Origin of the sequence: Streptoverticillium olivoreticuli subsp. olivoreticuli, from assembly GCF_003391135.1 — a bacterium.
In the GTDB taxonomy this organism is placed as follows: Bacteria; Actinomycetota; Actinomycetes; order Streptomycetales; family Streptomycetaceae; genus Streptomyces; species Streptomyces blastmyceticus.
Window position 1 is genome coordinate 1,439,959 of the sequence record NZ_CP031455.1, and the last position, 13,394, is coordinate 1,453,352.

12 protein-coding genes are annotated in these 13,394 nt (G+C 72.3%); 10 read left to right on the plus strand and 2 right to left on the minus strand.

Going from position 1 to position 13,394, the window contains the following annotated elements:
• Window positions 1-69 precede the first annotated feature (69 nt).
• The 4 genes from DXZ73_RS06255 (at window position 70) to DXZ73_RS06270 (ending at window position 4,018) form a co-directional block, all read left to right on the plus strand.
• Window positions 70-345, plus strand: a complete 276-nt coding sequence (locus DXZ73_RS06255; protein ID WP_116210014.1) for a hypothetical protein — start codon at window positions 70-72, stop codon at window positions 343-345.
• Window positions 346-488: 143 nt separating this feature from the next.
• Window positions 489-1,850: a glutamine synthetase family protein gene (locus DXZ73_RS06260; RefSeq protein ID WP_116210015.1), complete on the plus strand. Its 1,362-nt coding sequence runs from the start codon at window positions 489-491 to the stop codon at window positions 1,848-1,850.
• Between the two features lie 29 nt (window positions 1,851-1,879).
• Window positions 1,880-3,019 (plus strand): amidohydrolase family protein, encoded by a 1,140-nt coding sequence (locus tag DXZ73_RS06265; protein WP_116210016.1) that lies wholly within the window; start codon window positions 1,880-1,882, stop codon window positions 3,017-3,019.
• Between the two features lie 234 nt (window positions 3,020-3,253).
• Entirely contained in the window at window positions 3,254-4,018 is a 765-nt protein-coding gene (locus DXZ73_RS06270; protein ID WP_116210017.1) for a DUF4157 domain-containing protein, read from the plus strand.
• Window positions 4,019-4,055: 37 nt separating this feature from the next.
• On the opposite strand, the gene DXZ73_RS06275 is transcribed toward DXZ73_RS06270, so the two are convergent.
• Window positions 4,056-5,414 carry a hypothetical protein gene (locus DXZ73_RS06275; RefSeq protein ID WP_205519122.1) on the minus strand — a complete coding sequence of 453 codons (1,359 nt, stop codon included), beginning with the start codon at window positions 5,412-5,414 and terminating at the stop codon, window positions 4,056-4,058.
• Between the two features lie 250 nt (window positions 5,415-5,664).
• Between DXZ73_RS06275 and DXZ73_RS06280 the strand changes: the two genes are divergently transcribed.
• The 6 genes from DXZ73_RS06280 (at window position 5,665) to DXZ73_RS06305 (ending at window position 12,719) form a co-directional block, all read left to right on the plus strand.
• A complete protein-coding gene (locus tag DXZ73_RS06280) occupies window positions 5,665-6,276 on the plus strand; it encodes a helix-turn-helix transcriptional regulator (protein ID WP_162890499.1) in 612 nt (203 codons plus the stop codon).
• A gap of 124 nt (window positions 6,277-6,400) precedes the next feature.
• Entirely contained in the window at window positions 6,401-8,644 is a 2,244-nt protein-coding gene (locus tag DXZ73_RS06285) for an HYR domain-containing protein (RefSeq protein WP_240351229.1), read from the plus strand.
• Between the two features lie 37 nt (window positions 8,645-8,681).
• Window positions 8,682-9,395: a DUF4255 domain-containing protein gene (locus tag DXZ73_RS06290; RefSeq protein ID WP_116210019.1), complete on the plus strand. Its 714-nt coding sequence runs from the start codon at window positions 8,682-8,684 to the stop codon at window positions 9,393-9,395.
• Complete coding sequence (locus DXZ73_RS06295; protein WP_116210020.1) at window positions 9,392-11,428, plus strand: ATP-binding protein; 2,037 nt, start codon at window positions 9,392-9,394, stop codon at window positions 11,426-11,428. The genes DXZ73_RS06290 and DXZ73_RS06295 overlap by 4 nt, the downstream gene beginning before the upstream one ends.
• A gap of 129 nt (window positions 11,429-11,557) precedes the next feature.
• Complete coding sequence (locus DXZ73_RS06300) at window positions 11,558-12,454, plus strand: SAM-dependent methyltransferase (RefSeq protein WP_116210021.1); 897 nt, start codon at window positions 11,558-11,560, stop codon at window positions 12,452-12,454.
• Window positions 12,455-12,536: 82 nt separating this feature from the next.
• Window positions 12,537-12,719, plus strand: coding sequence for a hypothetical protein (locus tag DXZ73_RS06305; protein ID WP_116210022.1), 183 nt, complete (start codon window positions 12,537-12,539; stop codon window positions 12,717-12,719).
• A gap of 67 nt (window positions 12,720-12,786) precedes the next feature.
• On the opposite strand, the gene DXZ73_RS06310 is transcribed toward DXZ73_RS06305, so the two are convergent.
• The gene (locus DXZ73_RS06310) at window positions 12,787-13,284 is read right to left on the minus strand and encodes a cupin domain-containing protein (protein WP_116210023.1); all 498 of its coding nucleotides are present in this window, start codon (window positions 13,282-13,284) and stop codon (window positions 12,787-12,789) included.
• Between the last annotated feature and the right edge of the window lie 110 nt (window positions 13,285-13,394).

Consider the following 13,394-nt stretch of genomic DNA (forward strand, 5'->3'; position numbering starts at 1 on the left):
CACCGATGCGGGGGAGACATCCCGCGATCACCCCCCTCGCCGGCGGACGGCTCCCCGACAGTGGAGCGCATGAGTTTGACGACCGCAGGCAAGACCCCCGGACCCGTCCGGTTCTATCTGGCGTGCGACCACCGCGGCTGTGACGCCCGCACCACCTTCGATCTCGTCATCTCCGACCCCGGCCCGTCACGCGACGACGACCTGTGGGGATACCTCCTCCACCACGCCCATACCGCCACCCCCCACATCAAGGAACTCGGCTGGGCCTACGTCCACGGCGACGGTTACTGGTGCCCCGAGTGCTCCACCCCCGCTCACCACCCCCTGCCCGGACCAGCCGCCTGACCCGCCCGGCGTCCGCACCCGCCGACACCGGCGGGCGTGGGATCTAATAGCGACCACAAGGCGACGTCCCACCCCCGGAGGGGCCCGGCGGCTCCGGCCGGGGGTGGCGTCGTCCGGAGCCGCGGGCCACGAGGAGCCAGCTCATGGACAGCACCGAACGCGAACACGCGGGGTCGCAGGCCCGGCAGCACGCCGCCCGCCTGACCGCGAAGGACATCCACGGCGTCGCCCTGACCTGGGTCGACAACGCGGGCATGACCCGCGTCAAGGCCGTGCCCACCGCCCACCTCGCCCACGCCGCCCAATGGGGCGTGGGCATGTCCCCCGTCTTCGACGTCTTCCTCTCCGACGACTCCAGTGTCACCAGCACCCACATCGGCGGGCCCGTCGGCGACCTCCGCCTGATCCCCGACCTCGACCGCCTCACCGTCCTGGCCGCACAGCCGGGGTGGGCCTGGGCCCCGGCCGACCGCCACGAGCAGGACGGCACTCCCTACGCCGCCTGCCAGCGGCAGTTCGCACGCCGGATGACCGCCCGCGCGGCCGCACAGGACATCCGGCTCCTCATGGGCTTCGAGACCGAATGGACCGTCACCACCCGGTCCGCCGACGGTCCCGGGCCGCGGGTGCCGGACTCCGCCGAGGGCCCGGCGTACGGCATGACGCGCCTGGTCGGGATGTCCGGCTATCTGCGCGACATCCTCGAGGCCCTCGCCGCGCAGGACGTCGACGTGCTCCAGATCCATCCGGAGTACACGACGGGCCAGTTCGAGGTCTCCGTCGCCCCCGCCGAGCCGGTGCACGCGGCGGACCTCACGGTCCTGGTCCGCGAGACCGTCCGCGCGGTCTCGCTCCACCACGGCCTGACCGCCTCCTTCGCACCCGTCACCGCGGCGGGCAGCGTCGGCAACGGCGCCCACCTCCACCTCAGCCTGTGGCGGGACGGCAAGAACCTCTGCCGCGGCGGCGACGGCCCGCACGGCATGAGCCGCGCCTGCGAGGCGTTCCTCGCCGGGGCCCTCGACGAGCTCCCCGCCCTGCTGGCCATCGGCGCGCCCCTGCCCGCCAGCTATCTGCGCCTGCGGCCCAACCAGTGGGCGGGCCCGTACCAGTGCTGGGGAGTGGAGAACCGTGAGGCGGCGCTCCGCTTCGTCCCCGGTCCGCCGCTCAGTCCGGACGCCGCCAACGCCGAGCTCAAGTGCTTCGACGCCGCCGCCAACCCCTACCTCCTCACCGGCGCCGTGATCGCCGCCGGGCTCCGGGGCCTCGACCGCGGCCGCACCCTCCCCGCCCCCGTCACCGGCAACCCCGCGGACACCGACGCCACCCGGCTGCCCGACTCGCTCCCCGCCGCGCTCGAACACTTCGCCCGCTCGTCCCTCCTCCGCACGGAACTGGGCGAACCCCTCTTCGCCTCCCTCCTCGCCGTCCGGCAGGGCGAGGCGGACCTGGCCCGCGACCTGGCCCCGCAGGCACTCGCCGCCGCGCTCCGCAACCGCTACTGACCGCACCGCCGACCGCCGGGGAGAAGCCGATGACCACGCGCGAGGAGCCGGTGACCGCACCGGTCGCCCTGGTGGACCAGCACTGCCACGGAGTGGCCCGGTCCCCGCTCACCACCGAGCAGTTCGCCGCGTACCTGACGGAGTCCGACGCCCCCGCGGCGCCCGGCACCACCTTCTTCGACACCCAGCTCGGCTTCGCGCTGCGCCGCTGGTGCCCGCCGCTGCTCGGCCTGCCCGCCCACTGCCCGCCCGCCGACTACCTCGCCCGCCGCGCCGAACTCGGCACCGCCGAAACCCTCCGGCTGCTGCTGGGCTCGACCGGCATCACCGACTTCCTGGTGGACACCGGCCTGTCCGACGGCCTGACCACCCCGGAGGAGACGGCGGCCGCGGCGGGAGGACGGGCCCATGAGATCGCCCGCCTGGAGACCCTCGCCGAGCGCACCGCCGACACCACCGGCGGCTGCCGGGACTTCCTCCGCGAACTGCCCGGCGCGGTGCGGGAGGCCGCCCGTACGGCCGTCGGGTTCAAATCGGTCGTCGCCTACCGCCACGGACTGGACTTCGACCCCGCCCGCCCCGCCCCGGAAGAGGTCCGCCGGGCCGCCGACGGCTGGCTGGCCACCCGGAAGCCCGGGGACCGGCTGCGCGACCCCGTGCTCCTGCGCCACCTGCTGTGGACCGCCGCCGACACCGCGCTCCCGCTCCAGCTCCACACCGGGTTCGGCGACCCCGACCTGCGCCTGCACCGCAGCGACCCGCTGCTGCTCACCGACTTCGTCCGCGCCGTCGCCCCCACCGGCTGCCCGCTGGTGCTGCTGCACACCTATCCGTACCACCGCGGCGCCGCATACCTCGCCCACGCCTTCCCCCACGTCCACACCGACATCGGTCTCACCCTCACCCACGTCGGGGCCCGCGCCGGGGCAGTCCTGGCGGAGACCCTCGAACTCGCGCCGTTCGGCAAGCTGATGTTCTCCACCGACGCGTACGGTCTCCCCGAGCTCTATGTCACCGCCACCCGTCTCTTCACCCACGCCCTGGCCCGCCTCCTCGACGGCTGGGTGCGCGAGGGCGCCTGGACGGCCGGTGACGCCCGGCGCGTCACCGAGATGATCTCGGCCGGGACCGCCCGGCGGCTCTATCGCCTCGGCCCGGCGGCCGGGTGACGGCCTCGCGGTGCAGGCGCGGCGCTGTTCCGGCCCGGACTGCCGCCGGAGGCCGAGGCGTTCGCGATCGTCCACGAGGGCGCGGAAGAGCCGTCCTGACGGGTTGTCACTCACACTCACTCGGCGAATGTCGCCCGGCCCACGCCCACGTGCCCGAAAGGGCAGACCTCCCTGCCCGTCTCCCCGCCGCGCGCGGTCTGGACTCGCCCCGCGCGCGCCCGCCAGCCTGGGTCCATGACGCACGCGCACGAGTACGGACACGACCGCGACGACGCGCAGGAGAAGGCCTCCACCGCCCCGCAGGCGTCACCGGAGCTCCCGTACCTGTTCAGAGCCGCGGCCACCCACCGCCCCGACGTGATCGACCACTCCGGCGCGCACACCCTCCAGCGCACCGCCGGCAACAGGGCCGTCCGCGGCATGCTCCAGCGCGAAGCGGAGGAATCCGGCGGGACACCGCGCTCGTCCGTCCACGACGTGATCTCGTCGGGCGGCGGCCGGGCCCTGGACGCCGGCACCCGCGCCGACATGGAGGCCCGGCTGGGCGCCGACTTCTCCGACGTACGGGTGCACACGGACGGCGCGGCGCACGAGTCCGCACGGGACGTGGGCGCACGCGCGTACACCGTGGGCAACGACGTCGTCTTCCAGCGCGACGCCTACGACCCGTCCTCCCACGAGGGCCGGACCACGCTCGCCCACGAGCTCACCCATGTCATCCAGCAGCGGAGCGGTCCGGTGGAGGGCACGGAGGCTCCGGGCGGGATCCGGGTCAGCGACCCTTCCGACCGCTTCGAGCGGGAGGCCGCCGCGAACGCCGAGCGCGTCATGGCACAGCCCCCGGTGGAACGGGCCGCGGTCGCGGCACCCGCCGCCCCCGCGGCGCCGTCGGTGCAGCGGGAGGCGGCGGACGAGGACGAGGAACCGGCGGACGTCCAGGGGTCGTTCGTCCAGCGGTCGGCGGAGCAGGGCGGCGAAGAGGAGGAGACGCCGGAGTAGGGGGCGTACGCGGCCCCCTGGTCCGTGCACCCTCCGCTCACCCGTTCCCCTGCTTGTCCGCGCGCAGGGAACCACCGAGGAGCAGCGATTCCGAGCACTGGCCCGGCGTCGGCGCCTTGACCGGCCTGCCCACTTCGCGACAGCTCACGGCGATGGTGACCTTGCCGCCCGGGGGAATGTCGATGGGGGTGACGAAGTGGTAGTCGGAGTCGCGGAAGTTCTCCAGGGACAGTTCGAGCAGGTCCTGGTCCTGGCTGGAGACGACCACGGAGCCCGCGTCGCCCTGGGGGTTCTGGAGCACGATGTCGGTGAGTTCGAAGGTCTTCCCTTCGGGGACCTCGATCGCGGTGGCGGTCACCGGTCCCCCGCCGACCCCGGCGCGGACCTGCACGCGGGCGTTCTTCGGCGCCCCGGGCCCGCCCGGTTCCCCGGGCCTTTGCGAAGCGCCGTTCTCCGACGCGGGTCTGTCCTTGGAGCCGGGTCCGCCGGATGATCCGGCGGTGCCCGCGGTAGTGCCGCCCTGGCCGTTCGCGCCGCCGGTGTTCTGCTGTGAGGGGTCGGTGGTGCCGTTCTTGTCCTTCTGGTTCACGGCCTTCTCGACCGCCTCCGGGGTGATCGCCTGCCGCGCGGCCGACCGGACGGTGGGCCGGAGCACGGAGTACCAGAGGCCGACCACCGCCGCCGCGAGCAGTGCCGTGACGACGAGGGCGCGGGGCAGCCAGCGTGGCAGGAGCGCCTGTTGTTCGCAGGTGCCGTCCAGCACCTCCGGCTCGCGCGGCTCGCGCCCCTCCGGCGGCCGTGGTGCCACGACCAGTTGGAAGGTGTGTGTGACCGGTGTTCCGCGCCAGATCCACTTGGCCGGGCGCACCTTCAGCCGGGCGAACCTGGCCTGCCCCGGCGGGATGGTCAGTTCCACGGGCTCGATGACAAGCCGGGCCCGCTCGGCGCCTCCCCGGGCGGTCAGCAGCACCGTCACCGGCGTATTGCCCCGGTTGTCCACGGCCGCCTTGTGCCGGCCGCGCCAGGCACTGTGCGAGGTCTGGGGTACGAGTTCCGACGTGACCTCGGTGAACGGCAGCACCGTCACACCGCGCTCGGGGATCACCGTCCCGTCGGCGTCGCCGGTCGGCACGACGCGCAGGCCGAGCGGTGTCTCGCCGGGGGCGATCGCCGGATCGCGGGGCGGGCGGAGCCTGAGGACCGCGGTCCCCGACGCGCCGGGGTAGAGGGACAGCCGCTCGGGCTCCACGGTGGTCCAGCCGGCGCACGGGCCGACCACCTCGAACCGGAACTCCTCGACCGTGGGGCCCGAGTTGAGCACGCGTGCGGAGATGTCCGCCTCGCCACCGGGCTCCACGGTGACGGAAGAATCGTCCAGGCTCGCCGTAACACTCATGGCGCGCACGGTACGTCCCGGCACCGTGGGGCCACAGCGGCCGCACAGGAATAACTTTCGGGCACATCAAGGCTCCCTCTGAGACATCGTCAGTTTCCCCGGTGAATACTGCGGTTGACGGGAAAGGAAGCGAGTGGAAGAGAACGGGACGGAGGAACGGACCGGCGGCATATGACAGGTGCATGACTTCACGTCAGTCGGCGCCACAAGGGGAGGGAACGATGTGAACCGGACGACAGCGGACCGCATCATGGTCGACCTGAGAGCGCAGGACCCGATATCGCAAGCCGGAGTGGCGAGCCAGCTGCGCGCCCGCCCCGAGGTCCGGCTCGTCGACCAGGACGGGCCCGAGCCGGCCCAGGTCGTGGTCATGGTCGTGGACGTGCTCGACGAGGCGGCCTTGCGCGCCCTGCGCAAGATCCAGCGGACCAGCACCGCGCGGGGGGTTCTGGTCACCACCCACATCGACGAACAGCAACTGGTGAGCGCGGCGGAGTGCGGCTTCGTCGGGGTGGTGCGGCGCACCGACGCCACCCCCGAACGCCTCGTCCAGGTGATAGAGGCCGTGGCGAAAGGACAGGGGCACGTCCCCGCCGACCTGCTGGGCAGCCTCCTGGAACAGGTCGGCCGCCTGCAGGGCGAGGTGCTCGGCCCGCGCGGTATCAACTTCAACGGCCTGTCCGCCCGCGAGATCGAGGTGCTGCGCCTGGTCGCCGAGGGGTACGACACCGCCGACATCGCCCTGAAACTCGCCTACTCCGAGCGCACGATCAAGAACGTCCTGCACGCCGTGATGACCCGGCTCAACCTGCGCAACCGCTCGCACGCCGTGGCGTACGCGCTCCGCCAGGGCCTGATCTGACGCGTGTCCCTTCGGGCACCGCCCGATACCCGAAGGGTTGGCTCGCACGCCACTGCGCCCCGGGCCTCCGCGCGCGAGGGTGGGGGCCCGGTCCGATCTTGAGTGGGGTGTGCCAGTGCGAAGAGTGCGACGATCGCTCCTGCGGGCCGCCTCCTGGGCCGGAGGGACGGGGAGGGACAGGACCCACCGCATCACCGTCCTCGCCGTCGCCCTCACCCTGCTGATGGCCGTCGTACCGGGCGCGGCCGCCGACAGAAGTGCCGCCTGGTGGACGGTCATGCCCCAAACGGTCGACGGGACCCTGGAGCCGGGCAAGTCCCTCCCCGTGGACAAGCAGGTGCGCACGCCCGCCGTACCGCCCCGGCCCGACGTGGTGCTGATGGTCGACGGCACGTTCAGCATGGACGGCACCATCAAGCAGCTGAAGTCCCAGGGCACGCTCGAATCGATCACCAAGCGGGTCCGCGACGTACAGCCCGACTCTCGGTTCGCCGTGACCACCTACGGCGATGTCGTGGACGGCAAGCGGGCCTTCGAGGTGCTCCAGGGGCTGACGTACGACCTGGCGGCCGTGGGCCGCGGCGTCAACGCGCTCACCTCCGACCGCGGTCTGGACAGCCCCGGCCCCGCCGAGGACTGGATCAACGCCCTGTGGCAGACCGCCAACGGGGCGAGCGGCCAGTTCCGCGAGGGCGCGAACCCGGTCATCGTCCTGATCGGCGACTCCTCCAGCCACGACCCGAGCCTCGGTCACACCCTCACCGACGCCATCGACGCCCTGAAGAGCAAGGGTGTCCGTGTGGTCGCCGTCGACATCAAGACCTATCTGGGGGACGACCTCAACGGCGACGGTACGGGCGGCGGCGGCAATCACGGTGAAGGGCGGCACGAACCCAACGAGGCCACCAAAGTAGTCGAGGCCACCAACGGCAGCCTCCTCAAGGACGTCGACCCCAAGCAAGTCGCCGACAACGTCGTCAAAGGGCTCACCAACTTGCCGACCACGGTCGGCTATCAAACGCTCGGCTGCGACCCCGCCCTCACCGTCGCCCTGGACCCGCCCAGGCGCCAGGTGACCAGTGGCGACGTGGCCACCTTCAAGGAGACCGTCACCGCGGCGAAGGACGCACCCCAGGGCAGGACCGTCCAGTGCACGGTCCAATTCCTCATGGACGGCAAGCTGCCGGGCGGCCCCGCCTCCGACTACCAGGAGCGGATCACCATCAAGGTCCGTGACGTGACCGCCCCGCAGATCACCGTGGAGGGCCGCACCGTCGAGGCCACCGGCCGCTCCGGCGCGAAGATCGACTACACCGCGACCGCCAACGACAACGTCGACGGCGACCTCCCCGTCACCTGCGACCCGCCGTCAGGCGCGCAGTTCCCTCTGGGCACCACCCGGGTCACCTGCACCGCCACCGACTCCGCGGGCAACAAGGGCACCGGCACGGCCCTCTTCACCGTCCAGGACGCGTCCGCGCCGAAGGTGACGGTGGACGACCGCACCGTCGCGGCCACCGACAAGTCCGGCGCGCGGATCGACTACACCGCGACCGCCAAGGACGACGTCGACGGCGACCTCCCCGTCGCCTGCGCCCCCGCGTCGGGCTCGCTCTTCCCCCTGGGCACCACCCGGGTCACCTGCACCGCCACCGACTCCGCGGGCAACAAGGGCAGCGCCACCGCCACCTTCACCGTCCTCCCGGCCCCCGTCCCGGACATGGCCGACCTCGCGGTGGCCGTGAACGTCGGACCCGTACCGAACTACACCGGCCGTACGACCCAGGCCCGCTTCACCCTCGCCAACACGGGCCCCAGGACGGCCGAGGGCGTCGTCCTCACCACCGCGTGGCCCGACGGCACCCCGGACAAGCGCTCCCTCACCCGCCTCTCGGCGTGCACCCAGGACAACCCCTGCCGCATCCCGGTGGGCGGACGCGTGACGGTGACGCAGTCCGCGGTGTACGGGACCGCGGTCGGCGGTGACGTACGGGCCTCCGTGCGCGGCTCGCTGCCCGACCCGCGGCAGGACAACAACACCGCCACCGCGCCCCTCCGCGTCCTGCGGCCGGAGCTCACGATCACCCCGGAGGTCGGCCGCCCCGGCCAGGTGGTGCGGGCGCTCGGCAAGGACTTCCCGCCCGGCGTCCTGGTGCGGCTGACCTGGCAGCCGGGGATCACCGCGGCCCGCGCCCCCGTACGGGTCGGCCGTGACGGCACGTTCGACGCCCAGGTGCTGGTGCTGCGCAAGGACCGGCTGGGGCCGCGCGTGCTGCGGGCGCAGGCCGACGGCCTGGACCCGTTCCAGAGGCCGTTCCTCGTCGTCCAGCGCAATCAGAACCCGCCGGACTTCGCGGGCCGCGGGTGACGACAATCCGACGAGTCGCCGAGCCAGGAGCGCATCAGTGATCCATGAGGTCGACGAGTCCCTGCGCGTGCTGTTCCGGACCGACGCCCTCGAAGGCGACCGGATCGCGGTCGCCTTCGACGCGCCCACCCGCGACTGGGCGGCGAAGGTCAACGCGCCGACGGTCAATCTGTACCTGTACGACATCCGCGAGGACATGCGGCGCCGGGAGCGCGGGCTGCACAACGAGTACGACGAGCAGGGCACGGTCGTGGCCCGCAGGCGTCCGCCGCGCTACTTCAAGCTCTCGTATCTGATCACCGCCTGGACCAAACGGCCGGAGGACGAGCACCGTCTGCTGTCCTCGCTGCTGTCCTGCCTCCTGCGGTACGAGGCGCTGCCGGCCGAACGGCTCACCGGCTCCCTGGCGGAGATCGGGGTCGCCGTCCCGATGACCGTGGCCCTGCCACCGCCCGAGGACCGGTCGTTCGCGGATGTGTGGAGCGCGCTCGGCGGCGAACTCAAGCCGTCGCTGGACCTGGTCATCAGCGTGCCGGTCACGGCGTCGCCGGTGTACGAGGCGGGGCCCGCGGTCGGCGAGGAGGGAGTACGGCTCGGGTTCTCCGGCATCGCTCCCGAGGAGCCCTCCGATACATACGGCCCGGGGAAGCTGCCGGTCTACGGCATACGGCCCGGTGCGCCACCACGGCCCACGGGCGGACGCGCCCGGCGTCCGGGGATCTCCTCCCGTGTCGCTGAGGAGACCGAATGACCGCGGACGCGAGCCTGCGGCACCTCCTCGACCGCGCGGTGATCGTCGAGGAGCGCGTACGGCGGGCGGTTGCCGCCCGGCAGACGACGGACCCGGATCCGGACGACGCGTTCCGGGGCCTGTACCTCAGCGACGAAGCGGTGCGGCGGCTGCTGGAGCACGGCCGGACGATCGCGGCGCCGTCGCCGTCGGAGGCGGCGCTGCTGGCCGAGGCGGAGGAGCGCGCGGCGGGACCCGTACGCCTGCGAACCCTGGCCGGGGAGTTCGGCCTGACGGACCTCGATGTGGAGGTCCTGCTGATCGCCCTCGTCCCGGACCTGGACGACCGCTTCGAATCGTTCTACGGCTATCTGCACGACGATGTGACGCGCCGTCGGCCGTCCATCGGGCTGGCACTCGGGCTGTGCGGGCGGTCGGCGGCCGACGCGAGCGCGCGGGCGCGGCTCAGTCCCCTCTCGCCGCTGCGAGCGGGCGGCCTGCTGCTGGTGGAGGACGCGGAACGCCCCTTCCTGGCACGGTCGTTGCGCGTCCCCGACCGGGTCACCGCCCACCTGCTCGGCGACGACACCCCCGACCCACGGATCGCCGACCTGCTCGCTCCCTGGCACGACATCGCCGGCGTGGGCGACCCCGCGCCGCTCGCCCGCGCCCTGGACGGCGGGGTCCACCTGGCGTATCTGCGGGAGGAACAGGGCGGAGCGGGCACGTCCCTGGCCGCCTCCGCGCTCACCCGCGCGGGCCGTGGGGTGCTCCGCGTGGACCTCGAACGCCTCGCGGGCGACCCGCAACCGGCCGAGGCCGTACGCGTCCTCGCCCGCGAGGCACGGCTGACGGGTGCGGGGCTGGTGTGCGGGCCGATAGACGCCCTCGTACGGGACAGGCCTGAGATGATCCAGCTGCTCGCGGACACACCATTGCCGGTGGTCCTGGTGGGACGCGTGCCGTGGGACGCGATGTGGTCGGAGCGGCCTCCGCTGCTGCTCCACGCGCCGCGGGTGGAGCCGGCGGGCCGGGCGGAGCTGTGGGCGACGGCGTCCCCCGTCCCCGCGGAGGTGAACCTCGGCCGCCTCCTGTCCCCCTTCCTCCTCACCCCCGACCAGATCGCCCGCGCGGCACGCGGCTCAGCCCAGGCCGCGCTCCTGGACGGCGGCCCCGTACGCCCCGACCACATCCGCGCCGGTGCCCGCGCCCAGAACGCGGCGGGCCTGGACCGCCTGGCCCGCCGCATCGAGCCCACGGTGAGCTGGCCCGATCTGGTCCTCCCGGCGGACTCCCTGGCCCAGCTGCGCGAACTGACCGCGCGGGCCCGCCACCGCGACCGGGTCCTGGGCGAGTGGGGCATGCGGCCGGGCGGCGGCCGGGGCCGGGGCGTGAGCGCACTGTTCGCGGGCGACTCGGGCACGGGCAAGACGATGTCGGCGGAGGTCATCGCGGCGGACCTGGGGCTGGACCTCTACACGGTGGACCTGGCCACCGTCATCGACAAATACGTCGGCGAGACGGAGAAGAACCTGGAGCGCATCTTCTCCGAGGCCGCCGGTATCAACGGCGTCCTGCTCTTCGACGAGGCCGACGCCATTTTCGGCAAACGCTCGGAGGTCAAGGACGCGCACGACCGCTATGCGAATGTGGAGAGCGCGTACCTTCTCCAGCGCATGGAATCCTTCGACGGCCTGGCCATCCTGGCGACGAACCTGCGCGCCAACTTGGACGACGCGTTCACCCGCCGCCTGGACCTGGTCATCGACTTCCCGGTCCCCGACGCGGACCAGCGCCTGCTGCTGTGGGAACGCTGCCTCGGCCCCGTGCTCCCCCGCTCCCCCGGCCTGGACCTGGAATTCTGCGCGGAGTCGTTCGAGCTGGCGGGCGGCAATATCCGTTCGGTGGCGGTCACGGCCGCCTACCTGGCGGCGGAGTCGGGGACGGCGGTGACGATGCCGGATCTGATACACGCGGTACAGAGGGAATACCAAAAGCTGGGCCGCCTGACGCTGGCCTCGGAATTCGGCCCGTACGTGGGGCTGTTGGCCTGAGCCGACAACTCGCTCCGGCCGCGCGCCCTCTTGCTCCCCGTGCGCCCCCATGAACACTTGCGGCGCCCCCGTGCCCACGGTGATCGTGCACTGACGCACCAGTGATCCACCGCACGGAAGGCTTGGACCATGACTGTCGAGAACCAGGTCGAGAACCAGGTCGAGAACCAGGTCGGAAACCAGGTCGAAAACCAGGGAGTCGCGCCCGAAGTGGTCGGGGAGCTCTACGACCAGGGAACCGAGTTACTGAGCGCCCTCATGGGCGGCAGCCTGCACTACGGGTACTGGGAGGACCCCGCCGACACCGGCTCCATGGCCGAGGCGTCCGGGCGGATGACCGACCTCATGATCGACAAGCTCGCGGGGCGGCGGGGCCTGCGCGTGCTCGACGTCGGCTGCGGCACCGGCCGTCCGGCCCTCCAGCTCGCCCGGTCCACGGGCGCGGAGGTCGTCGGCGTCACCATCAGCCGCGAACAGGTCCGGCTGGCGAACCTCGCCGCCGAGACGGACGGGCTGCACGGGCAGGTGACGTTCCAGCACGGCGATGCGACCGACCTGCCCTTCGCCCCCGAATCCTTCGACGCGGCCTGGCTGTTCGAATCCCTGCTGCACATGCCCGATCCGCAGCACGTACTGAAGCAGATCGCCACGGTCCTGCGGCCCGGTGGCCGCCTCGCCATCGCGAACCTGGTGCAGCGGACCACCCTCACGGAAGCCGAGGAGACGGGCCTCGCGGGGTACCTCCGGATGACCGGCATCGCCTCGATCGCCCCGCTGGACGACTACCCCGGCCTGATCACCAACAGCGGCCTCGTCCTGGACGAGCTCGTCGACGTCTCCGGCCACAGCGTCCGCCAGACCCTTGAATGCGTCGGCGCCGGACTCGTCGAAGCCGTGATCCCCGAGGTCGATCGGACCGCCGCGGCGAGCGAGGCACTCGGGCAGGCGCGAGCCGTCGTGGAACAGTTCGCCGCGACCCGCGGCATCGGCTACGCGCTGGTCGTCGCGTCGAAGCCGATGCGATAGCGGCTGCGCAGGGGTGCCCCCATGGGTTCCGTCAATCCATAGGGGCACCCGATTGTCAGTGCCCCGCCCTAGGCTTGTCCGCATGCCCACCACACCTTCTCCCGACCCCGCGCGCCGGGACGCCGACGCGCTGAACGCCGAGATCCGCGCGTTCCTGGTCGCCCGCCGGGGGCGCGCGCTGTCGCGTGAAGAGCGGGCGGAGTACGAGGAGTTGCGCACGCGGTGGATCGAGGCTGTACGGGCGCGGTACGACACGGCGGCGTAGAGCGGCCGTTTCTCCCACAGCACCGTGACTGCCGGACGCGCGCCGTATGGGTCAGGCGCCGAAACCACTATCCGCGTGCGGCGTCCCAGACCGCGCTGGTCCCGAAGTAGGAGTCGTACAGCTCCTGGACTTCGAGAAGGCTCTCCGGCGGGACCTTGCCGTAGCGGATGCGCTCAAGATGGCGGAAGTACTCGAATCGCTCCACCCCGGGCGTGATGATGACGAGCATGTCCGCGATCTCGCCGGGCGCGGCGGCGAAGGCGTGCTGTGTGCCCGGCGGTACGACGACCACGTCCCCGCGCTCCGCGGTGACCACTTGATCGCCGGACAGCAGCTGGGCGGTGCCGTCGAGGACATAGAACATCTCGGCGGACTTGCCGTGGTGGTGCGGACGGGCGCCGTTCGCACCCTTGCCGAGAGTGACACGCATGCTGGAGAGAGCGCCGCCCGTAGCGGGGCTGTCGACGAGCAGCTGGTTGGTCACCTGGCTGCCCGTGCCTGTCAATTCGGCGTCAGCGGCGCGTACGACGACGGTCTCGTCGAAGTCGGGGATGAAGAGAGACATTGCTTGCTCCTGAAATGTTGATCACGCCGAAACGTACGCCATGGGCCAGGTCGAAGGCCATAACGGCTTCTGCCCGATTGCGGCAGCCCAGCTGTTCCACCGGATATCGA